General features: G+C 57.3%; 20 protein-coding genes and 2 pseudogenes. 14 read left to right on the top strand and 8 right to left on the bottom strand.

Translation table 11 applies throughout. The annotated features are described in order from the left end of the window. Positions 1–906: pseudogene (locus HV782_RS09860) on the bottom strand (contractile injection system protein, VgrG/Pvc8 family); the annotation flags it as partial. Between HV782_RS09860 and HV782_RS09865 the strand changes: the two are divergent. The 11 genes and pseudogenes from HV782_RS09865 to HV782_RS09915 form a co-directional block, all read left to right on the top strand. Continuing rightward, a pseudogene (locus HV782_RS09865) lies at positions 897–1,220 on the top strand (phage terminase large subunit family protein); the annotation flags it as partial. The pseudogenes HV782_RS09860 and HV782_RS09865 sit on opposite strands and share 10 nt — an antisense overlap. Before the next feature lie 11 nt (positions 1,221–1,231). Continuing rightward, complete coding sequence (locus tag HV782_RS09870; protein ID WP_225931085.1) at positions 1,232–2,236, top strand: phage portal protein; 1,005 nt, start codon at positions 1,232–1,234, stop codon at positions 2,234–2,236. A 175-nt stretch (positions 2,237–2,411) separates the two neighbouring features. Further along, complete coding sequence (locus tag HV782_RS09875; RefSeq protein WP_186747593.1) at positions 2,412–3,848, top strand: DUF8370 family protein; 1,437 nt, start codon at positions 2,412–2,414, stop codon at positions 3,846–3,848. Positions 3,849–4,327: 479 nt separating this feature from the next. Next, the gene (locus HV782_RS09880; RefSeq protein WP_186747595.1) at positions 4,328–4,567 is read left to right on the top strand and encodes a hypothetical protein; all 240 of its coding nucleotides are present in this window, start codon (positions 4,328–4,330) and stop codon (positions 4,565–4,567) included. Between the two features lie 335 nt (positions 4,568–4,902). Further along, positions 4,903–6,366 (top strand): hypothetical protein, encoded by a 1,464-nt coding sequence (locus HV782_RS09885; RefSeq protein ID WP_186747597.1) that lies wholly within the window; start codon positions 4,903–4,905, stop codon positions 6,364–6,366. A 110-nt stretch (positions 6,367–6,476) separates the two neighbouring features. Further along, complete coding sequence (cysC, locus tag HV782_RS09890) at positions 6,477–7,088, top strand: adenylyl-sulfate kinase (RefSeq protein ID WP_186747599.1); 612 nt, start codon at positions 6,477–6,479, stop codon at positions 7,086–7,088. 105 nt (positions 7,089–7,193) lie between these two features. Next, positions 7,194–7,514 carry a YbjQ family protein gene (locus HV782_RS09895; RefSeq protein WP_186747613.1) on the top strand — a complete coding sequence of 107 codons (321 nt, stop codon included), beginning with the start codon at positions 7,194–7,196 and terminating at the stop codon, positions 7,512–7,514. A gap of 322 nt (positions 7,515–7,836) precedes the next feature. Further along, a complete protein-coding gene (locus HV782_RS09900; protein WP_123467335.1) occupies positions 7,837–8,025 on the top strand; it encodes a hypothetical protein in 189 nt (62 codons plus the stop codon). 322 nt (positions 8,026–8,347) lie between these two features. Next, entirely contained in the window at positions 8,348–8,716 is a 369-nt protein-coding gene (locus tag HV782_RS09905) for a bacteriocin (protein WP_123467333.1), read from the top strand. A 133-nt stretch (positions 8,717–8,849) separates the two neighbouring features. Continuing rightward, on the top strand, positions 8,850–9,275 hold the full coding sequence (locus tag HV782_RS09910; RefSeq protein WP_123467331.1) for a glycine zipper domain-containing protein: 426 nt from the start codon (positions 8,850–8,852) through the stop codon (positions 9,273–9,275). Positions 9,276–9,396: 121 nt separating this feature from the next. Further along, positions 9,397–9,573, top strand: a complete 177-nt coding sequence (locus HV782_RS09915; protein ID WP_186747601.1) for a hypothetical protein — start codon at positions 9,397–9,399, stop codon at positions 9,571–9,573. Positions 9,574–9,820: 247 nt separating this feature from the next. On the opposite strand, the gene HV782_RS09920 is transcribed toward HV782_RS09915, so the two are convergent. Together HV782_RS09920 and HV782_RS28800 are read right to left on the bottom strand one after the other, a co-directional pair. Then, positions 9,821–10,135: a contact-dependent growth inhibition system immunity protein gene (locus HV782_RS09920; protein ID WP_186747603.1), complete on the bottom strand. Its 315-nt coding sequence runs from the start codon at positions 10,133–10,135 to the stop codon at positions 9,821–9,823. Next, entirely contained in the window at positions 10,125–14,912 is a 4,788-nt protein-coding gene (locus HV782_RS28800) for an RHS repeat protein (RefSeq protein WP_217890345.1), read from the bottom strand. Before HV782_RS28800 ends, HV782_RS09920 begins: the two co-directional genes overlap by 11 nt. 247 nt (positions 14,913–15,159) lie before the next feature. On the opposite strand from HV782_RS28800, the gene HV782_RS09930 reads away from it, so the two are divergent. Further along, a complete protein-coding gene (locus HV782_RS09930) occupies positions 15,160–15,855 on the top strand; it encodes an HAD-IA family hydrolase (RefSeq protein WP_123463679.1) in 696 nt (231 codons plus the stop codon). 74 nt (positions 15,856–15,929) lie between these two features. Here the strand turns inward: HV782_RS09930 and HV782_RS09935 are convergent, their stop codons facing one another. Beyond that, positions 15,930–16,676 (bottom strand): 3-oxoacyl-ACP reductase family protein, encoded by a 747-nt coding sequence (locus HV782_RS09935; RefSeq protein WP_186748744.1) that lies wholly within the window; start codon positions 16,674–16,676, stop codon positions 15,930–15,932. Between the two features lie 126 nt (positions 16,677–16,802). Here HV782_RS09935 and HV782_RS09940 point away from each other — a divergent pair, with 126 nt between their 5' ends. Further along, on the top strand, positions 16,803–17,729 hold the full coding sequence (locus tag HV782_RS09940) for a LysR family transcriptional regulator (RefSeq protein WP_128614917.1): 927 nt from the start codon (positions 16,803–16,805) through the stop codon (positions 17,727–17,729). Between the two features lie 131 nt (positions 17,730–17,860). Here HV782_RS09940 and HV782_RS09945 read toward each other — a convergent pair whose 3' ends face one another. The 3 genes from HV782_RS09945 to HV782_RS09955 all read right to left on the bottom strand — a co-directional run bounded on the left by HV782_RS09945 (position 17,861) and on the right by HV782_RS09955 (position 21,495). After that, positions 17,861–18,589, bottom strand: a complete 729-nt coding sequence (locus HV782_RS09945; protein ID WP_186748743.1) for an aspartate/glutamate racemase family protein — start codon at positions 18,587–18,589, stop codon at positions 17,861–17,863. Positions 18,590–18,643: 54 nt separating this feature from the next. Further along, entirely contained in the window at positions 18,644–20,182 is a 1,539-nt protein-coding gene (locus HV782_RS09950; RefSeq protein WP_123463673.1) for an NCS1 family nucleobase:cation symporter-1, read from the bottom strand. Between the two features lie 578 nt (positions 20,183–20,760). After that, positions 20,761–21,495, bottom strand: a complete 735-nt coding sequence (locus tag HV782_RS09955; RefSeq protein WP_003223260.1) for a phosphoadenylyl-sulfate reductase — start codon at positions 21,493–21,495, stop codon at positions 20,761–20,763. 163 nt (positions 21,496–21,658) lie between these two features. Between HV782_RS09955 and thrH the strand changes: the two genes are divergently transcribed. Next, complete coding sequence (thrH, locus tag HV782_RS09960) at positions 21,659–22,276, top strand: bifunctional phosphoserine phosphatase/homoserine phosphotransferase ThrH (protein ID WP_123463671.1); 618 nt, start codon at positions 21,659–21,661, stop codon at positions 22,274–22,276. A gap of 87 nt (positions 22,277–22,363) precedes the next feature. On the opposite strand, the gene pabB is transcribed toward thrH, so the two are convergent. Continuing rightward, on the bottom strand, positions 22,364–23,707 hold the full coding sequence (pabB, locus tag HV782_RS09965; RefSeq protein ID WP_186748742.1) for an aminodeoxychorismate synthase component I: 1,344 nt from the start codon (positions 23,705–23,707) through the stop codon (positions 22,364–22,366). Between the last annotated feature and the right edge of the window lie 880 nt (positions 23,708–24,587).

Consider the following 24,587-nt stretch of genomic DNA (forward strand, 5'->3'; position numbering starts at 1 on the left):
TTATTCATTCTCCGATTGCATTCGCTTCCACTCTCTATCCACCGCCCGTTTCGCTGTTTTTTCCGTGGCGTACAACCACCGCAATCTCCGTGGCTTGCTCTGATCACCAGCCGCCACCGTCTTTTCCTTCCCGGTCTTCTTGTCGCGGTAGTACGCGATGATCCCCGTGAAGTCACCCTTGTTCTCTTCCGCCAGGTCTTCAACAGTGTCTTCGGGAAGCTTGCTCTCAAGCTCCAAGCTGACGGTGTAACCGTTATCCGCGCTGAACGTGTGTTGCACATTCCCGCCGTACCAGATGATTTCGTCTATCTCAGGCTTCACACCTTCCAACGTATAGGTCAGCTCAGGTATCAGATCCGGCCTGCCCATGGCCAGGGTATAGCTGAGCGTCGCGCTGCCACATTGTAGGCGGTTGAACTCGGCCCGCGCGGCGCGCAGGGCAGACTGGCGGTCGCTGTAGGTGTGTCGCAGATCCTTCAGGTTCTCGCCACCGCCGGCGATGGCTTCCTGTTTCTTGACGCTGTTCACGTCGTAGAAGTAGGCACGCACGCCGTCGTAGCTATCGCGGTCAGCTTGCAGGTAGCGGTGCTGATCGCCATCGGCGCGGGTAAGCGTGATGTGGGGTAGCTCGGCGCCGCTGGCGGTCTTGCCACCGCCGGCGGTCAGGCACAGCAGGCAACCGGCTTTGACAGTGACCACGGCGTCGAACTCTTCGCCGACACGGCTGATCGGGTTGGCGTCGGATTCATTGGCCTGGTCCAGTTGCAGGATGGGCAAGCCGTCGAGGGCGCCGGCGACGGTTGCGGTCAGGCCGTTGCCCAGTGCGATATCTCCCAACACGTCTCCGAGCGTGGTGTTGCTCCAGCTACGTTCGCGCTTGGTCTTCAGGCCCTTGCGCAGGTCAGCTGGTGCGCCAGTTCTTCCCTGCGGTGACCACCTTCAGCTACTCGCCCGAAGTCAAAACCCGCCTGGTACTCAAGGCCTACGACGTGATCCACAAGGGCCGGCTCGAATTCGATGCCGGCTGGACGGACATGGCCCAGTCGCTGATGGCGATCCGCAAGACCATCACTGCGGGCGGACGCCAATACACCTACACCGCCGGCCGCAACGACAATACCGGCCACGCCGACTTTGCTTGGGCACTCTTTCACGCATTGCACCACGAACCGCTTGAGGGGCAGACCACTGCCAATACCGGGCGCATGGAGATTTACTGATGACCGAGCAAATGGCCAACCAGACGTTACCCGCCACCATATCTACCACCGGCGCGGGAACGCAGGTGTTTTCCTTCGGCGAGCCGACGCCGGTGCTGGGTGGTCGGGAGGTTTTCGATTACCTGGAGTGCTGGTTTAACGGGCGGTGGTATGAGCCGCCGCTGTCGTTGGATGGACTAACCCGGTCGGTGGGGGCGAGCGTGCATCTGCACTCAGGGCTGATGTTCAAGCGCAACTTGTTGAGCAAGACGTTTATCCCGCATCCGCTGCTTTCGCGGGCTTCGTTTGAGCAGTTTGCGTTGGACTTCTTGTGCTTGGGCAATGGTTACCTTGAAGGGCGGCGTTCGCGGTTGGGTGGGGTGCGCAAACTGGAAACACCGTTGGCCAAATACATGTGTGCGGGGCCGGACGGGCAGTTTTACCAGGTGCGCGGGTGGAAGGATGAACACGCGTTTGAACCGGACAGTATTTTTCACCTGCGTGAGGCAGATCTGCATCAGGATATTTATGGGTTGCCGGAGTGGATTAGTGCTTTGCAGTCAGCGTTGCTGAACGAGGCTGCAACCTTGTTCCGGCGCAAGTACTACGAGAACGGGAGCCATGCCGGTTTCATCTTGTACATGACAGACGCGGCGCAGACTGAGGCCGACATCGATGCGCTACGCAAGGCGCTGAAGGAATCGAAGGGGCCGGGGAATTTTCGGAGTCTGTTTGTCTACTCGCCGACCGGCAAGAAGGACGGGATCCAGCTGATACCGGTGAGCGAGGTGGCGGCGAAGGATGAATTCAACTCGATCAAGAACCAGACGCGGGATGACGTATTGGTAAGCCTGCGTATTCCGCCGCAGTTGATGGGCATCGTTCCGCAGAACGCGGGTGGGTTTGGGTCTGTCAAGGACGCTACAGACGCTACAGACGCTCGGATCGCTAATGAGTTGGAGCCAATTCAGGCACGTCTTGAGCAGGTTAATGAATGGGTCGGAAAAAAGGTGATTACCTTTCGAGTGAATTTTTAAATTTTCTATTTGCCGTAAGTGGTGATTGTATTTTTTGTAGACTTAATGATGGCGAAGTAATATCTTTGAGCTAAAGTCACTGTTTTATCTGCCCATTGGAATGGCAGGGTTGCGACAGGGAGATCTACAGCTTGTTGCTGAAGATTATTACTGTTAGATATTAGAGTTGATATGTATGCATGTATCTAAATATTATAATTTGGGTAGAAAGCAATCTGAGTTGGATTTTGTTGATGTAAGGTTGGATACGGATGTCCCCGTATTTCTTGATCCTACAGCAATTAAATCACTTGAGTCACCTTGGGGTAACGAACTTTCGTCGCTGCTTCAAAGTTTCTTTGAAACTGTGTTAAATCACATAAAAAATGGCAAGCACAAAGCGGCTCAAGCATTGTTGGCGTCTCTCAGCGAACGCAATGAGTTTCACTTGGGATACTCGAGTGGGAAATCTCAAGGTCATGCGTTTGGGACCAAGTCTGCAGAAAGTGTTTGGGGAGCACTCTTTAAAAGTAATGCCTCATTAACAGGGTTGTTAGAGGATCTGGAAGACACATGTCTACTGATTGAAGGGATTGGTTCGGACATGATTTCTGATGCGGTAAGCAATATTTTACGTGGTCCGCTAATAAAGTATACGCAGGATATGTGTGTCTATTATGGCATTCCAATGACTGCGGGTGTTGTGTCAGGCCCCCTATGGAACCCGCTTAAAGGAATATGGGACAATGATTTTGTTACGCTTCCTGTTGCTGGTAAATATGGGAAAGTGATCTTTGTTCCTAAGCTTTTAGTAAGACAAAAATTATCATACCGGGTAGATGAATATTATAGACATTTTTTACTGCCGGAGATGCAGCTCTCGGAGCTGAAAGCGCAAACACCGCTTGTCGAAGTTTTGAAGGATGGCAGCCGCCGAGTAACAAAAAAAGCTCTGATGGGGAAATATGGTAAGGATAAGTTGGCTGTTGTAAATATGACAATAAGGCATCCGCATGCTTTAGAAGATTATCGTATTGCTAAGAGAGATAAAACCCCTTTGCCTCTTAGTCATGAAGATATTGCGGATATTGAAAAGGTGGATAAGCCAGATTGGGATTTGTTAAAAAAAGAGTTATTGGCCATTCCTCCAGGTAATGATGCTGCAAGTGCTTATGAAAATGTTATAGAGAAAATATTTTCGGCGCTATTTTACCCGTCTCTGTGTAACCCAAAAAAACAACATAATATTCATGATGGTCGAAAACGAATAGATATCACATACACAAACGAAGCGAAAAGTGGTTTTTTCTATTGGATAGGTACCCACTATCCCTCGTCACTGATTTTTGTCGAGTGCAAAAATTATGGGAAAGAGGTTGGCAATCCAGAGGTAGATCAACTCTCTGGAAGATTTTCACCTCGTCGAGGCACTGTGGGAATACTAACTTGTAGGAATATTCAGGACAAAGTTCGTTTGACTGCTAGGTGCAAAGATACAGCACGAGATTCCAGAGGATATATCTTAGTGTTGGATGATCATGACGTCCTCGCTTTATTGGATGAGCGAAATAAAGTCGACGGTCTACTAGCGTACGAACTACTTCGCAATAAGTTCATGGAGCTGATTAACTAGTTTTTTGAGGAGTATGTTGTGAAGGGTATGAGCCTCTCTTAATCGGATTCATCTCAACTGTCTCCGTTTCCTGTAAGGATTGATTCAGTCAAAGGTGGGCAGAATTGGCGCGCGCCGTCGTCCCCCCACCTCGCCTGCGGGCTAAATGGGTCTTTTTTTCCGCAGCCCTGCGATGCGCTGAGCGCAGCCACGGCTGGGCTTTGTAATACTGAATGAATGAGACAAAAAGCCTGCGAATCCCTGCGAAGGGTAGGGCACCCCGATGCATTTTCCTGGCTCGTTTGTTCGTCAGACATGAGGCACCGTCAGGCGCTGATTTTCAGGAGCGGAGTCGGGAAAAAGTAATGTGGTAATTCGGATATCGGTATACCGCTGAAAGCCCCGTATTCCTTGGCTTTGCGGGATTACTTCAGAAAGTAGTTTTGAGTAATGAAAAAGGTGATTTGAACGTAAGTGATTGATTTGTAAGGGGTGAATAAATGGAAAAATTACTTCCTCAAAAGGTAATTACCTTACCTCTACATTACTTAAAAATTACCTTGGGCCGATCCCTTGCAGGCCAGTTAAATCAAGGCTCTCAGTCCGGTCGGATGATCAAGTTGCCGAAATTACCTTTTTCCGATGCCGTTCCCGAAAAAACGGATATCCCTCTATGGCCCTTTGCGTGTTCGACTTCCGCGCAAACTCATGGGACCACCATGGTAACGCTTGCGCACTAACTATCGGCCTGAACCCCTTATAAACCGCGCCCTGACTTCGCGAAAATCGCAATCGGGCGGTTTCGAATCTCTCCTTCACCGCCAAATTCGATTCTCAAGAAACCCCGATCTCGAAAGAGGTCGGGGTTTCTTGTTTTTCGCACCTGAATAGCCCTGGGCTTCTGTCTAAGCATCCGCGAGACCGCAGGTCGTCGCTCTACGCCCTATCGGCGCAGGCCGATCACGGGCCGCTTTCGTTGAATAATTTAACCAAGCAGTTAAAATCGGCACACGAATGGCTCTGCGTTACGCGCTGCATCGAAGGGTCGAGATTGGCATTACTGAGGTAGAAAGTAGTGGAACCACTATTTGCAGTCGTCGCGACGACAGGGTATTTGCTGTTGGTTGAGGTGCACTCTCGAAAGGTTATCCCGCTTGAGAATGAGCGCACTGAATACTACGGCGTTTCGTGGTTTCCCGGCAGCAAGGATTTTGTCTTGTCCCATTCAGGGCTGGATAACGTAAAACTGAAGGACATTCAGACTTACGCGACCTCTGAAGTAGGCTTCCTCTCCCACGGCTCTTTCCAGTCCGAAACGTTCCTGTCGGAACCGCACCAGGTGCTCTGTGCATCTGATGGTCGGGTGGTTTGCACCAACACCGGGCGCAACGCGATCACGGTGGTCGATCTGGCAAAACCTGGGCACTACCAGGAAAAACGTTTGAGCAACGTGCGCTGGGATCGTTTGTCGCTGGAAGAAATCACCGGCGATCATCTCAATTCCGTATTCGAAAAAGACGGGCACTTGTATGTCATCGCCCACGGTCACCACAACGGTTCGCTGTTGGCAGTTCTGACCTATCCGGGGCTGGAGCTGGTCAGTCTGACGCCGATCGAACGGCGTACGGGCCTGCACAACGTGTGGGTGTCGGACGAAGGGCAGAAAATTGCCTGCCACAGCAACATTGGTGCACTGATCGACCTGGATACCAACGATGTCATCTGGGAATCCGGCAGTCCTATCTACACGCGAGGCCTGGCGGTGTCGTCCGATGTCATGCTGGTGGGGGAAAGCCAGATGACCGGACGGGATCTGCGTCGCAGTTCCATGAGCGGGTTGTGGGTTCTGGAGCGCAATACTTATAAGCCGCTGGACTACATTTGCCTCGGCCCTTACGGCGCAGTCAATGAAGTCCGGTTGTTGAACGTCAAGGACTTTGCGCACCACGGCCATACCTTTCCTTTCGTCTCGGAGTTGTACGAAAGGAGCCTGTTCAATCGCAAATCGGAAGAACGGTTAAGCGCTTTCCAGCGTTCGCAGAGGATTCAACAGGAGTGGGCGGGAGTAGAACTCGTCTACGGCGTGCCGAAGTTGCTGGAGGACGGCGGTAAAGAAGCCATTCTCGGCAATCTTTGCCTGATCAAGCAAATAGATGACTCGGCACAGGAACAGCGCACTTTGGCGTTCAGCTACTCGCTGGATACGCCTTCCACGGATTCCCACGTGGCGGTGGTGACCTATCAAGGCAATGGTGGCGACACCGACATGAGTGCCCTGTTGATTCAGCCGATCAATGATATCGAGGCCGGGTTGGTCCTGTGGACAAACGACGGAGCGCGCTGGATGCCGGAGCCGGACGTGGGCCTTTCGGGGCTTCCTTATAGCGGCGACATACGCGTGGTCGCGAGCGCAGCGGGTCTGGAGTTTTATTTGAACAATAAATTGCTCATCAACGTAGAGGCGAGCAGATTGCCGCATCTTGGCGGTTCGTTGGGAGTTCGCTGGATTGGCTCTACCATTACCCGGTCTGTTGAATAATCAATTGGCTTGATGGCTGGTTGATTTGCAACCCACGCGTGGCCGGTTGGTCTATGGCCACTCAGGCTGAAGTGTATGGACTCAGACTCTACCCGAGATGAGGTGTAGGTATGGCAACAGAAAAAATCAATCCCCGGGAAAATATCGTGCTGCACCCGACTCAGGTTGCACAAGTCGACCGAGAGCGTGTTGTTGCTCAGAAGCCCTTCACTATCTGGTTTACCGGGCTGAGCGGTTCCGGTAAGTCGACGCTGGCATTTTCCATTGAAAAGTTGCTGATCGAGGGTGGAAAGCCTGCATACGTTCTGGACGGTGACAATGTGCGTCACGGACTTTGCAAGGATCTGGGGTTCAGCGCAGAAGATCGTTCGGAAAATATTCGTCGAATCGCCGAAGTGGCGCGGTTAATGAATGAGGCTGGCGTCACGGTGATGGTGGCATGCATCTCCCCGACGCGTGAGTGTCGCGAGAAGGCCAGAACAATCATCGGTGATGAACGTTTTCTGGAAGTTTATTTGAGTACGCCGCTGGATGTTTGTGAGCGTCTCGATCCGAAAGGGCTTTACCGAAAGGCCAGAGCAGGGTTGATTCCTGATTTCACGGGCGTGTCTGCGCCTTATGAAGTGCCTGAGGCTCCTGCACTGGTTCTGGATGCAAGTGAGCGCTCCATTGCAGACTGCGTTGAGGCAATCGTCGCCAAAGCCAGGAATTGTGCGCAATAACGAAGTCATTTTCAGTTGTTTGAAGTGGCGATCTGCAAGGCTGAGCACAGGCTCGCTTTTGTTGATCGCCATTTTTTTTCTACACACTCCACAGGGATTGGTCAGATGATTACCACTACAACCCATTCAATCGAGGGGCGCCAGATAACCGCCTATCTGGATATTGTCAGCGCCGAATCGGTGCAGGGCGTCAATGTGATCCGGGACATGTTTGCCGGCATGCGCGACTTTTTCGGTGGTCGCTCTCAGACATTGGAGCGGGCATTGAAGGAGGCGCGCATTCAGGCGACCGAAGAGATCAAGGAGCGAGCCCGTGCGTTGCAGGCGGATGCGGTGGTCGGGCTGGATTTCGAGATCAGTATGCCGGCCGGCATGGGCGGCATGGTTGTGGTGTTTGCGACCGGGACGGCGGTGAAGCTGCGCTGATGTGAAGTTTGTGCCTGGTAGGTTTCGTCATGGCCATTCATGTCCCGCAGCCACTGATCATCAGAGCTGAAAGCGGTAGGGCACCGGTTCTCCTGGACATGTTCGCGAATCCTTCGCAGTGAGGCGGGAGTGCCTGAATAGCTCAACTGCAACTGCGAGCGCCCTCCATTTTTTTGAATTTTCGCGGGCCATTCGTCGGGCATCAGTCGATCTGAATCACAAGTCCGGTAATGACCGGCTAGTCTCAAAAGTCTTGGAGGTCGATATTTTTTCAGGCAAAAGGGTTTTTGCCGGTGTCGACACGTTACGAAGGGGCGAAGGTATGACTGATCCGTATATCGAAGACGATGGCGCTGAATTCCCGTTCAACAACTGTGTGCGATGCGGCCAGACGGAATATCAGTCGGGATTCGGTGAAGACCCGGTGCAGACTGGCAAGATCAAGGCGACGGCACCCAAGGGGCTGAAGGCGAAATTTTTACCCCGGGTTGCGAACCGCGCCCGAAAATAGTCCGACCGCGAACAACCCCGTCATGAACGGGGTTTTTGCGTTTTATGTATGTCCAGGGAAAGGTCCTACAGATGGTTGAAGTGTTTGAAGGCTTTTCACAAACTTTTCACGCCGCTCAAAGTAGGGTGAAGCCATCCGTTAGAAAGCAAGTCTCCAGCCCGTCTCCCCAGCGGGCTTTTTTTTGCCTGCGATAAAACCTTTTCCAGAATCGCTGTCCAATCGGCGCCAAGTGCGCGCGGCTGCCGGATTTCGTCTGGACTTTTGCGTTCATCCGGCATTAAATCCTGGCCCTTTTTTGTCATCCCGATTTGTGAGGTTTGTCATGCGTTTAACTCTGCCTGCTCTGGTTCTGGGGCTTCTGGTTGCTCAAGGTGCAGTCGCCGGCGAAGGCACTGCTGCGCTCGGCGGCGGTCTGGGTGGTGCGCTGGGTAATGTCGTCGGCCAGAAAATGGGCGGCAGCACCGGCGCAGCAATTGGCGCCGGTGTCGCAGGCGCGGCGGGCAGTGCGATGGCCGCTGGCAAGGGCAGCCGGACCAAAGCTGCCATCGGCGGCGGTGTCGGTGCGGCCGGTGGTTCGGTGATCGGCAACAGCCTGGGCGGCAGAAATGGCGCGACCATTGGTGCCGGTCTCGGTGGTGCTGCCGGCGGTGCCGTGGGCGCCAACCTGGCCAAAGGTCACAAGCGTCACTGAGAGTGAACGCTTGTCAGAAAAAGCCCGACTCAATGTCGGGCTTTTTCGTGGCTGAACGTTTTCCCGGGAAATGTCTCCAATTGACATAAGCCCTGTGGGTATACCGTCCCGGTTCGGGAACTGTGAGGTTCAAATGCGTTTGTCATTATCTGCACTGTTTTTCGGATTAGTGATCGCTCAAGGCGCAATGGCCGCCGGAGATGGCAGCGCTGCCGTCGGTGGCGGACTGGGCGGTGTGCTTGGTAACGTGGTCGGTGGCCAGCTCGGCGGCAGCACCGGTGCAGCGGTCGGCGCAGGTGTCGGTGGCGCGGCGGGCAGCGCGGTCGGAGCGAATAAACACAATCGCACCGAAGCTGCCATTGGTGGTGGCCTCGGCGCAGCGGGCGGCTCAGTGCTGGGTAACAGCCTGGGCGGCTCCACCGGTTCTGCCATCGGTGCAGGTTTGGGCGGCGCGGCCGGTGGTGCAGTGGGCAACAACATGGGTGATGACGGCGGAAAAGCCCATTCTGGTGGTGGCCACAAGCACAATAAGTACAAACATAAAAACCGACATCATTGATCGAATATCGAAAACAAACCCGGCCCGGCGCCGGGTTTTTCGTTTCTGGCGGTCGGATGCTGGAACGATTGGCTGTAGGGCTTTTCGAAGGTAATACACTCACCAGACGCAGAGGTTTGCCATGACTCCCGAAACCGAAGGCAAGGAAGAGAAGGGCCCGAGCGGGTTGCCGTTTATCAATGATCCGGGGAACGAGGACCCGGGGTCGTTGATGGACGATGCAACGGTGCCGTTGAATGATTCCGATGATGCTTTAGATGAGGAGTATGAAGAGGAAGAGGAAGAGGAAGAGCAGTGATTGCTTGTTCTTTTGATACAAGCTGGTAGTGATGCTTTTTCATTTTCGGGGCCTGGATTCTGTCAGGCCCTTTGGACGTTTTGGGACGGGTTGTGAGAAGGACGATGATGTCGATGAAAAACGGAGTATCCATCGCCTTCGCCTGCGGGTCTGTTAGGGCAGGATGAATTGAGGTTGGAGGATGCGCAGGCACAGGCGTTGTGATCAGGAGGGAACAACTGCGTCGACTTCAGCCTCTCCTCAATATTCAGATATTAATTTTTGGGGGCTGGCGGAGCATTACAAGTACATGCTTCAACCACGTAACTCCATCTTGCCATTCGTGCCAATAACAGTAACTGCACCCCATCTCTTTCAATAAAAAATCTCGCATATGTTCTTCTGTTAGATCAAGCGCCGATACAGCTTCAGTTTCTTTTATTACATCCAGAATTACGCAAGCTTCAGAATCAGCAATGAACGATTTAACGACGTCATCAGCGACATCAAACTCACTCATCCAGTCTTCATGAAAATAAGCTCCGAGGAATTGAAATAGCTGAGGAAACTCTTCATTTGTCATTTACAAATCCCGTCAAAATAAAGTATCCGAGCGGCGACTTCGCCTCTCGCTGAAGCACTAACCTGATGCTGAATAATGGCTCTAATTTGCCACTCTTTCGCACAATACCCACGCCAGCGGGAGCCGAAACCCTCTCATTGATAACAAACCTCTGCGCCTTGCCTTTTAAAAACTCATCAATTTTTTTCTGATTATTTCTCATGACATTTGACAGTGCGGCTTCAGCTTCAAAACGATCAGGAAATGTTGATGCGATTGGTATATTCGGTTCTGCCTGTAGTCTAGCTCGCAGTTGAGCTTCGGACCTTTCTACATGCTTCGCTATCACATGCCCACCTCGAGACTCGTGAGCGTTTAACCCACCTCCGGGGACTATCTCACTAAATGGGCCGTCAGCCTGTATTGCTCCTGGACATGGAGTGCAAGTCAACCCCAACGGATCCACCCACCGCGTCGGATTCGGCACGTACTGGTACTGATTCAACCCTCCGGCCAGCTTCACCGGATCGGGCGTCAGATACCGCCCCAGCCGCGGGTCGTAATACCGGTGCCGGTTGTAATGCAGTCCGCTCTCCGCATCGAAATACTGCCCCTGAAACCGCAGCGGCTGGTCCAGGTAGTCCTCGCCGGCCAGGGTGATCGCCGCGACTTTGCCGTAGGCGTCGTATTGCGCCGACCAGACGATTTCGCCGCTGTAGTCGGTCAGTTCCTGCGGCGTGCCGAGGTGGTCGAGCTGGTAGTAAAACGGGCAGGCCTTTTTCGGGCCTTTGCCGTCGAGCAGCGCCAGCGGGCGGAAGGTGCCGGGTTCGTAGATGTAGCTGCGGTGCTGGGTTTTGCTGCTTTCGGCGACGAGGTGGTCGCCTTGCCAGAAGTACTCGGTGCTGACGCCGTCGACGGTTTTGCGGATGCGTCGGCCGAAGGCGTCGTAGCGATAACTGGCGGTTTTGCCGTCGGGGCGGGTCAGGCCGATCAGGCGGTGCTGGCTGTCGTAGCGGTATTCGGTGACCAATTGCTGGTCGCGGCCACGGCGTTCGCGGATCAGGTTGCCAAAGGCGTCGTAGTCGTAATGGCGGTCGCCCTGCATCAGCAGGCGGTTGCCCCTGATTTGTGTCGGGCCGGGGCGGTCCTGCATCAGCAGGTTGCCGGCCGGGTCGTGGGCGAAGGTTTCCGGCAGTTCGTCGCGCGAGTGGCGCACGCGGATCAGGCGGTCGAGGGCGTCGTAGCCGTAGGTGCGCTGGCCGTGGCGGCTGTCGGCAATGTGCTCGAGGTTGCCGTTGGCGCTGTAGGCATAATCGCGGCGGTACAGCGAAGCGTGCTGATGGCCTACAGCGTGGGCGAGTAAACGGCCCTGGTCGTCGTAGGCATATTCGCTGAGCAGCAGGCCTTGCTGACGTTGTTGTTCGCGACCGGACTGGTAGACGTGGCGGGTCAGCGATGCGCCGTTGAGGTCGATGGCGGTGAGCGCGCCGCCCTTGGCATAGTGATAGTCGAGCTTGCTGTTGTCCGGCAGGCGCTGGCGCTTGAGCTGACCGCAGGCGTCGTAGGCGTAACGCAGGGTGCCCCAGCCCTGATGCTCGGTGATCAGCCGATCCTGCAGGTCGTATTCGAAGGCCAGCGAATGTTTTTGCCCGTCATCGACGCCCACCAGACGCCCGAGGCGGTCGTAGCGGTACTCGACCTTGACCCCGTCGGGCAGGGTCTTGATCAGCAGGCGCCCGGCGGTATCGCGCTCGTAAGCTGTGACCCGCGTCGAGCCGTCATCGCCGAACTCGGTCTTTTCCAGCAGATGCCCGTTGAGGTCATAGGCATACGCCGTACGGCGGCCGTCGAAGCCGGTTTCCTGTCGGATCAATCCGGTGGACGTGTAGTCCAGGCGGTATGTTTCGCCGGACTCGTTCTCGATCTCGGTGAGCAACAACTGCGCATGGTCGTAGCGGTACTGCACCCGCGTGCCGTCGGGGTTGATCTTGCGCGAGACCAGGTGCAGGTCATCGTCATACTCGTAACGGGTGATGCGCCCGAGTTCGTCACGCTCGGCGGTGACCTGACCGTAGGCGCCGTAGCTGTAGGCGCGGGTGGCACCGGTAGGCGCCGTCGTCTGAACCAGCCGGCCCAGCGCATCCCACTGCTGACGCGTGACAGCGCCATGTTCGTCGCACGTGGTGGTCCGTCGCCCCAGCGCATCGTAGGAAAAGCGCCGCACGCCACCGTCGGGCAAGGTTTCTTCAACGAGCTGACCGAGGTCGTTCCAGACCCGCACATGGCGGCTGCTGTCCGGGTAACGGATCGACAGCAACCGCCCACGGGCGTCGTAGTGGTAATGGGTGACATGGCCGTCAGGATCGACCGCCTCGGTGACATCGCCCTGGGCATTGCGCCGCCAGGTCCACACCGCCTCGCCCCGTGCACGGCTGTGCAGGAAACCGTTACGGTATTCGTAGGACGTCGGCTCATCATCCGGCGCAAGCAGCGCCACCAGCCGTCCGGCCTCGTCGTAGCGGTATTCGGTGATCGCACCTGACGCATCTTGCTCGGCGACCAAGCGCCCCGAGGAGTCGTAGGCCTTGAGCTGTTCGCCACCGTTGGCCTCGACCTTGCGCACCAGGCGTGCGCGGTCATCGTGGACGTAGGTTTCCTCGGTGCCATCAACGTAATGCACCGCCACGCTGCCGTCGTCGTTCCAGACATAACGCGTGTCCACCTGCGAGAACGACGCCCAGTGGCGCACGCAGCGGGCCGCCTTGCCGGACCGCTCCCACTCCCAGAAGAAACTGGCGCCACCGGTCAATTGCCGTTGCAGGATGACGTGTTGATCGTCGTAGTCGTAACGCTCGCTGTCGCCGGCGGCGTTGGTCGCCTCGATCAATCGCTGTTGGGCGTCGTAGCAATAACTGACCAACGTTTGCTCGGTGCGCCAGACATCGCCAGCCAACACCTGGTAATCAACGGCGATCAGATGCGCACGCTCATAGCGCAACAGCAGCGACCGACCCGTGCCGTTATCCAGTCGCTGAACCCTGTCAGACCGATCCCGTAAAACACGTAACCGGTTGTCGTACGAATCGCTGACCGCCGTCAGCCGCCCCGCCCGAAAGTGATAAAACCGCGCCGTTTCCCCCGCCAGCGCAAGAATCAGCTCCTCCGGCTCTTCGCCGAGAAAAATCGCCGCCCGCGACAGGCTGTTGTGAATCGCCGGCCGTTCAACGCTGGGCAACGGAAACCGCGTGCGGCGGTTTTCGTGATCGACCCAGACCACCACATCGCCATCGAACTCCAGCCGATGCGCCAGTGAATGACTCCAGCCAAAGCCCAGGCCGACATCGTTCTCAACCGCGCTGGTGCGGTACAACCGGGTGAACTCGAACGGCAGCAAGCCATCGAGCGTGCCATCGGTCAGGGTCAGCAGTTCTTCGCCGGTGACCATCGACACCGGACAACCATTGGTGCAGGTGCGCGACACGCAATCGGCGCTGTCGCCGTTGGGGTTTTTCGCTTGAGCGGGGGCGTCATCATGCAGTTCATGGCGTTCCATCCGGCTCATGCCACGGGACTTGTCTCGCGCAAGCGGCGCCGGATTGGGCACCGACAAGACCAGCGAATCAGCCTGGCGGATGTTCAGCGGGATCGACGCCGTCGGTTTCAACGGCACATCACGCACATTGACCACCAACGGTTTCAGCACGCCTGCATGCGAGTTCAAGTCCCTGGTGGCGGTCAGCTCAGCCAGGCGCAACGCAGAAGCCGCCAGCCATTCCCGCGTCCGCGGCGATTTGATCTTCGCCAGCACTTTGTTGCTCAAGCGCAGCGACACACCGACGCCGCCGGACACGCGCACCAACAGAAAACTGATCAGCAGTTCGACCCGCACCTCCGCCACCACCTCGGCGAGGTGCTGCGGCGGCAACATCTTCAGCCAACTGGTGAACGCGGCCAGATGGATGAACAGCAGCGGTTCGTCGCTGAGGAGCAGCAGGCCGTTGGCAATGGCTTCGCTGGAGGCTTGCAGCAGCGCGTCCAGTTCGGCATCGGTCAGGTACTCCAGCAGCTTTTGGCTATTGGCCTGCAGATCGGCGAGGAGGGCGAAGACTTGTTTGATGTCATCCCATACCCGCTGCAGAGCATTTTCGAATCCACGCCAGTCCGCCTGTTGCAACTGGCCATAACGCTCAGCGAACCCGGCGCTGGAAAACTCCGCCCACAGTGGCTGGAAGCCTGCCCATTCCGAGCGTAACCAGCCTTCCAGCTCGTCGAGAATGCCTTCATAAGAGGCATACAGTGCGCGGACATGGGCGGTAGAAACATCGGGAAAGAAGGTGATGCGATAACGCTGGCCCCGGTCGCAGTCGCTCACCTCCAGAATGCCGCTCGGGCCGATGGTATGGCGCAGCGGTTCGCCGAAGCTCAGCACCCCGTCGACTTCGGCAATCACCGGTTCGAGCATCACCGGGGTATCGCCGATCGGGACAAAGCGTGCGGCTTCGAACATATGCACCAGGGTCAGCGGGCCTGCGGCGGGGCACATGACTACGGATGAACTGATGGGCTCTCGACGGTTGATCGGTGCACTCAGGCGTACATCGTTGCCGACCGTGAACACCTGCTCGATATCCAGCACCGATCCGGTCCAGAACTGCTCGGCCCAGGCCTCGTAGTGGTTGAGGCAGAGGCGAAACTCGCGGATCAGATTTTCAAAATCCGGACGGTCCGGATTCAGGGCGGCAACCACCAGCAGGCCGATGCTGTTGTTCAGGGCCAGAAGCCGATCGGTTTGGAACATTCGCAGGCACTCGCGCACGTGAAAGAGGTGCGCGGACTTTGCGGGGGATCAGAAGGGAAAGAAGTCGGGCAAGTAGGCAATATCTGTAGGACGTTTCGCCAAATTAATGCGAGTTGTTCATCGCCGCAGAGAGCGTTGCCCGTTGCTCAATGTCGGTTGTGCTCGTTATGCTGCTGAACCCTTTAATCAGATCCGAGCAGCGGCATGCCCTTTGCCGCCCGGGATGTCTTTGATAACGGATCCGATGATGAATGCACCGCTGAAGACGTTCGGCCCGATCAAGGCCGTGATTTTCGATATGGACGGTTTGCTGCTGGACACCGAGGGCATTTACACCGAGGTCACCTCGTTGATTGCCGAACGCTACGGGCGAACCTTCGACTGGAGCGTTAAACAGAACATCATTGGTCGCGGTGCCAACGATCTGGCGAACTACGTGGTGCAGGCGCTGGATCTGCCGATCTCCGCCGAAGAGTTTCTGCTGATCCGCGAGCCACTGATGCGCGAGCGTTTTCCCAAGGCCCAGGCCATGCCGGGCGCGCAAGAGCTGATTCGTCACCTCAAGGCGCACAACATTCCTATTGCCGTGGGCACCAGTTCCTCGCGTCAGTCGTTCGGCCAGAAAACCACGCTGCACCGCGACTGGTTCGCGCTGTTCGACTTCATTGTGACAGCGGACGATCCGGAAGTCGGTGCGGCCAAACCGGCACCGGATATTTTCCTCACGGCGGCCCGTCGCCTGGGTGTCGCGCCGGAAGATTGTCTGGTGTTTGAAGATTCACCGTTCGGCGTGACCGCCGCCAAAGCGGCGGGCATGACTGCCATCGCCATTCCCGATGCCGCCATGGCCGATGAGAAATACGCCCACGCCGACGGGATTCTCCGGTCGTTGAAAGCGTTCACGCCGAGTGCCTGTGGCTTGCCGGCGCTGGATTGGGCCTGATCAGGCTGTGAACAAAAACGCCGCCCCTCTGTTGTAGGAGGGGCGGCGTTTTTTTTACCGGCGACTCAGAAGGATCAGGCGCCGAAACCACCGTCGATCGTCAGGCTGGCACCGGTGATGTAGCCGGCTTCGGGCCCTGCCAGATAAGCGACGAAACTGGCGATCTCTTCGGCTTTACCGTAGCGACCGACAGCCATCAACGGAATCAGGCTTTCGGCAAAATCACCGTGCGCCGGGTTCATGTCCGTGTCGACCGGGCCGGGCTGCACGTTGTTGACGGTGATGCCGCGAGGGCCAAGATCACGTGCCAGGCCTTTGGTCAGACCGACCAGCGCCGATTTGCTCATGGCATACACACCGCCACCGGCGAAGGGCATGCGGTCAGCGTTGGTGCTGCCGATGTTGATGATGCGTGCGCCTTCACCCATATGTTTCGCGGCTTCCTGGGAGGCGATGAAGACACTGCGAATATTGATTGCCACGGTCTGGTCGAAATCTTCCAGTTTGAAATCTTCCAGGGGGGCTACGGCCAGTACGCCGGCGTTGTTGACCAGGATGTCGAGGCGACCAAACGCTTCGACAGTGGCGTTGACGGCATGCCGGATGGCGGCGGCGTCGGCGCTGTCAGCCTTGATCGCCATGGCTTTGCCGCCAGTGGTGGTGATGCTGTTCTGCAGTTCTTCGGCTTTTGCGGTGGAGCTGACGTAGGTAAATGCGACTGCAGCGCCTTCGGCGGCCAGACGTTTGACAATGGCAGCGCCGATGCCACGGGAACCGCCTTGAATCAGAGCGACTTTGCCGCTGAGGAGTTGAGTGGTCATGTTCGATCTCCAGAAAGTTGAAGGCGGAATGCCTTGGTGTTGGAGCCGAGTATCGGCCTCGCATCGACAACCGTGTAGACCCTGATTGCTATAGTCTGTGTAAACCAGAAGTTTATAGTGGCGATCATGGAAACCTTCAGCAGTATCGAATGCTTCGTGCGCAGCGCCGAAGTCGGCAGTTTTGCCGAGGCCGCGCGGCGCTTGAGCCTGACCCCCGCAGCCGTCGGCAAGAGTGTCGCGAAGCTTGAGGGGCGGCTCGGTGTACGGCTGTTCCAGCGTAGTACACGCAGCCTGACGCTGACCGAGGCCGGTCAGCTGTTTTTGAGCCAGGTCAGTGGCAGTCTGACGACGATTCAGAATGCTGTGGCCAATCTGTCGAGTGTGGAGGGACTGCCGGCGGGGACGCTGAAAGTCAGCATGGGCACGGTATTCGGGCGCTTGTACATCGTGCCGTTGTTGCAAGAGTTTCTACGTCGGTTTCCGGCGATCAACCCTGATTGGCATTTTGATAACCGTCAGGTCGATCTGATCGGGCAGGGGTTCGATGCGGCGATTGGCGGGGGCTTCGAATTGCCCCAAGGTGTCGTCGCACGCAAATTGGCACCCGCGCATCGCGTGTTGGTGGCGTCTGCGGACTACCTGCAGAAGCACGAGGCAATCGTCGAAGCGGATGACCTGCAACGTCACGATGGGATCCTGATTCGTTCGCCGCAAACCGGCCGGGTGCGCTCCTGGCAGTTGATCAGTAGCGGCAGTCAGCTCTGTCAGCCCTTGACTCTCAAAACGCGAATGACCATGAGTGACTCCGAAGCCGCCTGCGCCACGGCAGCACAAGGGCTGGGGATCGCGCTGGTCAGCATGCCGTTTGCCGTGGGTTACCTCGAGGCGGGCACGTTGCAGCGCGTGCTGCCGGACTGGTACATCGATGACGGCAACATTTCGATCTACTACGCCGAACATAAATTGTTGCCGGGCAAGACTCGGGCGTTTGTCGATTTTGTGATTGAGCAGTTTGCGGAGCGGGGGTTGGCTCGGCGGTTCAGTGCTTTCTGAGTTTGGCTTTTGATCGAGTTGCGGCCATTGCGGGCAAGCCACGCTCCCACAGGTTCTTTGTCGTTCACATAATGGTGAACAACGCGAACCCTGTGGGCGCGTGGCTTGCCTGCGATGAACGATAACGCGGTCTAGCGAGCAAACCGCCCCGGCCAGCCCACAATGTTTTTTGGCCTCGGCGTCGCGTAAGTTCGCACCTTCGACGTCGACAACCCCAGCCGCACCAGCGATTCAGCAATGGTCACCGCCGCCGTCACGCCATCGACCACCGGCACCCCGGTGCGGCGACGAATCTGCTCATCCAGCCCGGCCATCCCGCCGCAGCCCAGGCAAATCACTTCGGCCTTGTCTTGCGTCACCGCCAGCTCGGCCTGATGCACGATGGCTTCCAGTGCGCGGTGCGGCTCATGTTCCAGTTCCAGCACCGCCAGACCGCTGGCCCGCACCGATGCGCAGCGGTCCCACAGGCCGGACAACTTCAGCCGGTCTTCGATCAGCGGCACCGTGCGATCCAGAGTGGTCACCACTGAGTAGGCGTGGCCGAGAAACATCGCCGTACTCGCTGCCGCATCGGTGATGTCCACCACCGGCACGTTAAGCAATTCCTGCAAGCCTTCACGGCCATGCTCGCCGTAGCCGGCCTGAATCACCGCGTCGAAGGGTTGATCGTAAGACATCACCCGATCCATCACGGCGATGGCAGCCAGGTAACTTTCGAAGTTGCCTTCCACCGAGTCGGCGCCGAAGAACGGTGTCAGGCCGATGATTTCCGTACCGGGTGACGCGACAGCCTGAGCCGAGCGGGCGATGGCCTGGGTGATCGATTCGGTGGTGTTGACGTTGACCACGAGAATGCGCATGGGAAGTCCTTATAGCGGGCAGTTCTGCGGCCCGAAAACCGGGCCGCGAGGAAGTTAATGGCTGACGTTGTCGACGGCGATGGCTTCGCCGCTGACGTCGGCGTAGTGCGGCTGACGCTGGGCGATGATCAGGTAGAGCATCGCGGCAATGCCGGCGCCCACTAGCCAGGAGAACGGCGAGATGCTGTGGAAACCCGGCACCAGCGCCAGGACGATGGCGATCAGCGCCGCGGGAATGAACGCCGCCACGGCACGGATATTCACCCCGCGGCTGTAGTAATAAGCGCCGTTGGGATCTTCGCTGTACAACTGCGGGACGTTGATCCGGCCTCTGCGGATCAGCCAGTAGTCGACCATGATCACTCCGTACAGCGGACCGAGCAGGGCGCCGAGGCCGGAGAGGAAATACACGATCACTAACGGGCTGTTGTAAAGGTTCCACGGCAGGATCAACACGGCGATGGTCGCGCTGATCAGCCCGGCGCGGCGGAAGGTCAGGTACTTTGGCGCCAGATTGCTCAGGACAAACGCCGGGGCGACGAAGTTGGCCATGATGTTCACCGCGACGGTGACAATCAGAAACGCCAGGCAGCCGAGCACCAGAAAGAATGTGTTGGGAATCGACGCAATGATTTCAGTCGGGCTCTCGATCACCCGACCGTTGATCTGGAACTGCGCGCCACACAGCAGCACGGTGATCGCCGCGAACACCAGAATATTCACCGGCAAGCCCCAGAAATTGCCGACCTTGATGGTCTTGCGGCACGGCGAGGATCGGGCGAAATCGCAGAAGTTGAGAATCAGCGTGCCGTAGATCGCCAGCCACAACGCGCCGCCGGCAAAGATGTTGCGCCACATTTCGCCACCGGTCAGTGGTTCACGGATCGACCAGGCGATGGTTGCATTGGCCTGGGTATACATCCACGCGGCGAGGGCGGCGACGGTCAGCAGAATCACCGGCCCGGCGAAGGCTTCGTAGCGACGAACCATTTCCATGCCGTAGGCGAGGATCGCCAGTTGCACGAACCAGATCGCTACGAAACATACCCAACCCAGGGACGACAATCCGAGGATCGAGTTGTGGTCGTACTCGGCGAAGCCGGGGTGAATCGCCGTCAACAGCACGCGAAACACCACCGACGCCAGGTACGTCTGGATTCCAAACCAGGCGATGGCGATCACCGCCCGGATCAGCGCCGGAATCTGTGCGCCGTGGATGCCGAAACTGATCCGGCTGATCACCGGAAACGGCACCCCGGTTTTCTGTCCCATGTAGCCGGACAGGTTCATGAAGAAGTACACCAGCGCCGCACCGATCCCCAGCGACAGCAGAATCTGCCAGCCCCCCAGGCCCAGCGCATACAGTCCGATGGCGAACGAGTAGTTGGCGATGTTGTGCACATCGTTGGTCCACAGGGCGAAGATGCTGTATTTGCCCCAGCGCCGACCTTCGGCCCGGGTCGGTGCCAGATCGCTGTTGTGCAGGCGGGGACTCAGTTGTAACGGTTCGGTCAGGCCATCGTCGGGCAATGGCTGATCGAGGGCAGAGGCGGGCAGATTCAGCGCGATGTTGTTGGAGAGACTTGTACGCATTCCGGCAGGCTCCTGATGGACGGGGCCGCGATGACTGTGCATGAGCCCGGGGCTCGACAAATCTTCGTCGCGGCCAGCAAACATCACTGGTTACGGGGCATCTGCAGTCTGTACGGGATAGGGCGCTTCAGGCTTGCGGATCGAAAGTGTGGGGTCATGTTTTGCAGTTTTGTATACAAAACATGTATGCACTAAAGCCAGATCTGTGCCAATTAGCGATCTATGCGTAGCAGTGCTCATTTCGAAAAGTTATCGACAAGCGCTAAGTGTTTGAAAATAAGTGGTTAAAAATTGACCGAATGAACAGGTATTTATTTTTGGCGGGGGATTTCGCCAGCGAGTGACGAGAAAGGATTTTCAGGCGGGATGTAACTTTTCAGGGCGTGGAAACAAAAAAGTGCACACATAAATGGCACCGACGGTGACATTTGTGTGTACACATTCTTGAGGTTTCCGCACAACACTGTAGGAGTGAGCCTGCTCGCGATAGCGGTGTGTCAGCCGAGAAATGCCTGGACTGACACACCGCTATCGCGAGCAGGCTCGCTCCTACAAGGGGAGATCATTTAGGCGGGAATTTAAGCCTTGCTGATGATATTCCCCGCATGCAAACCGCATTCTTTCTGCGTCGCTTCTTCCCACCACCAGCGGCCTTCGCGTTCGTGCTGGTTCGGCAGCACAGGACGGGTGCAGGGTTCGCAGCCGATGCTGATGAAGCCGCGTTCATGCAGGCTGTTATAAGGCAGCTCAAGCATACGGATGTAGCCCCAGATCTCTTCGCTGGTCATCTGTGCCAGCGGGTTGAACTTGTACAGGGTGCGTTCTGGCGTAGAGAACGCGGTGTCGATTTCCAGCACCGCCACGGCGCTGCGGGTGCCCGGGCTCTGGTCGCGGCGCTGGCCGGTGGCCCAGGCTTTGACGCCGGACAATTTGCGGCGCAGCGGCTCGATCTTGCGAATGCCGCAGCATTCGCCATGGCCGTCCTTGTAGAAACTGAACAGGCCTTTTTCCTTCACGAACGGTTCCAGTTTCGTGTAGTCCGGCGACACCAGTTCGATGTCGATCTTGTAGTGCTCGCGCACCTGATCAATGAACCGGTAGGTTTCCGGGTGTAGGCGGCCGGTGTCGAGACTGAACACCTTGACGTTCTTGTTGAGCTTCCAGGCCATGTCCACCAGCACCACATCCTCGGCGCCGCTGAAAGATATCCACAGCTCGTCGCCGAACTCGGCAAACGCGAGTTTCAGGATGTCCTGCGCGGATTTGTTGGCATAGGTCGTGGCGAGTTCCACGACGTCGAACGTTGGGCTCATCAGGGCGGCTTCCTACAGGTCGGTGGCGCTGGGCGCTCTATATGGCGGCGATGTTAACAAAAAGCGGCGGGGTACGGGGTGGTCGCTGCGTTGCGCCGTGGCGGGGGAGTCGCTAGAGTTCGGGCTCGCTCGATTCAATAATCAATACAAACGGGAGTGTCTTGTGGAAATTGCTTGCCTGGATCTTGAAGGGGTACTGGTACCGGAAATCTGGATCGCCTTTGCCGAAAAAACCGGAATCGACTCCCTCAAGGCCACCACCCGGGACATTCCCGATTACGACGTGCTGATGAAACAGCGTCTGCGCATCCTCGACGAGCACGGTCTGAAGCTTTCGGATATTCAGGAAGTGATCGCCACGCTCAAGCCGCTGGACGGCGCGGTGGAGTTCGTCGACTGGCTGCGCGAGCGCTTTCAGGTGGTGATTCTCTCGGACACCTTCTACGAATTCTCCCAGCCGCTGATGCGACAACTGGGCTTCCCGACCTTGCTTTGCCATCGTCTGATCACTGACGACAGCGGGCGGGTGACCAGCTATCAACTGCGTCAGAAAGATCCCAAGCGTCAGTCGGTGCTGTCGTTCAAGAGCCTGTACTACCGGGTGATTGCGGCGGGGGATTCGTATAACGACACGAGCATGCTGGGTGAGGCGGACGCCGGGATTCTGTTCCACGCGCCGGACAACGTGATCCGGGAGTTCCCGCAGTTTCCGGCGGTGCATACGTTTGCCGAGTTGAAGCAGGAATTCCTCAAAGCTTCTAACAGAGAGTTGAGTTTGTAGTCGTCTGAAAAGACGCCATCGCGAGCAGGCTCACTCCTACAAGGGAACGCATTCCAAATGCAGGAGTGAGCCTGCTCGCGATAGCTTTTAAAGGTTTTGCAGGGTTTCCAGGAGGATCTTCACTTTGGTTATCGACTCCTGATACTCCGCCTGCCAGTCCGAATCAGCCACGATCCCGCCGCCGCCCCAGCAACATATCTGCCCATCCTTGACCAGCAGACTGCGAATGGCGATGGAGCTGTCCATCTCGCCACGCACGTCCAGATACAGCAGCGACCCGCAATACAATCCACGCCGGGTCGGTTCCAGTTCGTCGATGATCTGCATTGCGCGAATCTTTGGTGCGCCGGTGATCGAGCCGCCGGGAAAGCTGCCGGCGATCAGGTCCAGAGCGTCGCAATCCTGCGCCAGTTCACCGGTCACGCTGCTGACCAGGTGATGCACGTTGGGATAGCTTTCCAGGCTGAACAGCTCCGGCACCCGCACCGAGCCGATGCGGCAGGTGCGGCCGAGGTCGTTGCGCAGCAGGTCGACGATCATCAGGTTCTCGGCGCGATCCTTGGGGCTGCCCAGCAGTTCGGCGGCATTGGCCGCGTCTTCGGCGGGCGTCAGACCGCGGGGGCGGGTGCCTTTGATCGGGCGGGTTTCGACCTGGCGCTGGCTGACTTTGACGAAACGCTCCGGCGACAGGCTCAGCACCGCGCCGCCGTCGGGCAGGCTCTGGAAGCCGGAAAACGGCGTCGGGCAGGCTTCACGCAAAGCGCAATAAGCCAGCCACGGATCGCCCTGACAGGTTGCGCGGAAACGCTGGGCGAAGTTGACCTGGTAGCAGTCGCCGGCCTGGATGTATTGATGAATGCGTTCCAGTGCCTGGCGATAGTCATCGGCCGACAGGTCGGCGGTCATTGGCGTGTTCAGCTTGAACGGCGTCAGCGTGGCGGCGGCCGATTGACTGAACAGGCTGATCAGGCGTTGCCGCTCACTGTCGGCCAACGACGGGTGAAAAACCAGTTGGCTGGTGGCCGTCTGGTGATCGCTGATCAGCGCCCAGTCGTACAGGCCGAAGCGTGCGTCGGGCAGTTGCAGATCATCCCGGGCCTGGCTCGGCAGCTGTTCCAGGTGCCGGCCGAAGTCGTAACTCAGATAGCCGATCAGGCCGCCAGCGAACGGCAGCTCATATTCCCCCGGCAGCTGCGCCTGGCCCAGACGAGTCAGATTGTCCCGCAGGCGTTGCAGGAAAACGCTGCCGCTTTCGTCGGGCAACACCGCCAGTTGTGCCAGCGGCCAGGCGCTGAGCAGGTCATAGCGACCACGGTCGGCACTCGGCCGGCCGCTGTCGAGCAACACGGCGCCGGGGGCATGACGGATGGCCGCGAAGTAGTCGGCGGGATTGGCGCGGTAAGGCAGCGGGTGTACGGAACAGGTCAACATGGGCGGGGCAGATCGGCCATCGAGGCGGGGTAGGGATTGTAGTCCTCTCCGCTGTCAGATCAAAATCAAAAGCCTACCCCCTCACCCCAGCCCTCTCCCCCAAGGGGGCGAGGGGGAAGGGAGCAGATCTTCATGTTTTTCAAAGCCTGAGTTCGACTCAAGACTTTCAGGTCGGCGTATTTCCAGCATCCACCTCGGTCAGTCCCCTCTCCCTTTGGGCGGCGAGGGGGAAGGGAGCAGATCTTCATGCTTTTCAAAGCTTGAGTTCGACTCAAGACTTTCAGGTCGGCGTATTTCCAGCATCCACTTCGGTCAGTCCCCTCTCGCTCAAGGCGGCGAGGGGGAAGGGAGCAGATCTTCATGCGTTTCAAAGCTTGAGTTCGACTCAAGACTTTCAGGTCGGCGTATTTCCAGCATCCACTTCGGTCAGTCCCCTCTTCCCCAAGGCGGCGAGGGGGAAGGGAGCAGATCTTCATGCTTTTCAAAGCCTGAGTTCGACTCAAGACTTTCAGGTCGGCGTATTTCCAGCATCCACCTCGGTCAGTCCCCTCTCCCTCAAGGCGGCGAGGGGGAAGGGAGCAGATCTTCATGCTTTTCAAAGCCTGAGTTCGACTCAAGACTTTCAGGTCGGCGTATTTCCAGCATCCACCTCGGTCAGTCCCCTCTCCCTCAGTGCGGCGAGGGGGAAGGGAGCAGATCTTCATGCTTTTCAAAGCCTGAGTTCGACTCAAGACTTTCAGGTCGGCGTATTTCCAGCATCCACTTCGGTCAGTCCCCTCTCCCTCAGTGCGGCGAGGGGGAAGGGAGCAGATCTTCATGCTTTTCAAAGCTTGAGTTCGACTCAAGACTTTCAGGTCGGCGTATTTCCAGCATCCACTTC

This window comes from Pseudomonas monsensis (assembly GCF_014268495.2).
In the GTDB taxonomy this organism is placed as follows: domain Bacteria; phylum Pseudomonadota; class Gammaproteobacteria; order Pseudomonadales; family Pseudomonadaceae; genus Aquipseudomonas; species Aquipseudomonas monsensis.

Coding starts and splice junctions, on each gene's coding strand:
- HV782_RS09870 (WP_225931085.1), top strand. CDS start 1,232: ATGGCCAACCAGACGTTACCCGCCACCATATCTACCACCGGCGCGGGA.
- HV782_RS09875 (WP_186747593.1), top strand. CDS start 2,412: ATGCATGTATCTAAATATTATAATTTGGGTAGAAAGCAATCTGAGTTG.
- HV782_RS09880 (WP_186747595.1), top strand. CDS start 4,328: ATGGAAAAATTACTTCCTCAAAAGGTAATTACCTTACCTCTACATTAC.
- cysC (WP_186747599.1), top strand. CDS start 6,477: ATGGCAACAGAAAAAATCAATCCCCGGGAAAATATCGTGCTGCACCCG.
- HV782_RS09895 (WP_186747613.1), top strand. CDS start 7,194: ATGATTACCACTACAACCCATTCAATCGAGGGGCGCCAGATAACCGCC.
- HV782_RS09900 (WP_123467335.1), top strand. CDS start 7,837: ATGACTGATCCGTATATCGAAGACGATGGCGCTGAATTCCCGTTCAAC.
- HV782_RS09905 (WP_123467333.1), top strand. CDS start 8,348: ATGCGTTTAACTCTGCCTGCTCTGGTTCTGGGGCTTCTGGTTGCTCAA.
- HV782_RS09910 (WP_123467331.1), top strand. CDS start 8,850: ATGCGTTTGTCATTATCTGCACTGTTTTTCGGATTAGTGATCGCTCAA.
- HV782_RS09915 (WP_186747601.1), top strand. CDS start 9,397: ATGACTCCCGAAACCGAAGGCAAGGAAGAGAAGGGCCCGAGCGGGTTG.
- HV782_RS09920 (WP_186747603.1), bottom strand. CDS start 10,135: ATGACAAATGAAGAGTTTCCTCAGCTATTTCAATTCCTCGGAGCTTAT.
- HV782_RS28800 (WP_217890345.1), bottom strand. CDS start 14,912: ATGTTCCAAACCGATCGGCTTCTGGCCCTGAACAACAGCATCGGCCTG.
- HV782_RS09930 (WP_123463679.1), top strand. CDS start 15,160: ATGAATGCACCGCTGAAGACGTTCGGCCCGATCAAGGCCGTGATTTTC.
- HV782_RS09935 (WP_186748744.1), bottom strand. CDS start 16,676: ATGACCACTCAACTCCTCAGCGGCAAAGTCGCTCTGATTCAAGGCGGT.
- HV782_RS09940 (WP_128614917.1), top strand. CDS start 16,803: ATGGAAACCTTCAGCAGTATCGAATGCTTCGTGCGCAGCGCCGAAGTC.
- HV782_RS09945 (WP_186748743.1), bottom strand. CDS start 18,589: ATGCGCATTCTCGTGGTCAACGTCAACACCACCGAATCGATCACCCAG.
- HV782_RS09950 (WP_123463673.1), bottom strand. CDS start 20,182: ATGCGTACAAGTCTCTCCAACAACATCGCGCTGAATCTGCCCGCCTCT.
- HV782_RS09955 (WP_003223260.1), bottom strand. CDS start 21,495: ATGAGCCCAACGTTCGACGTCGTGGAACTCGCCACGACCTATGCCAAC.
- pabB (WP_186748742.1), bottom strand. CDS start 23,707: ATGTTGACCTGTTCCGTACACCCGCTGCCTTACCGCGCCAATCCCGCC.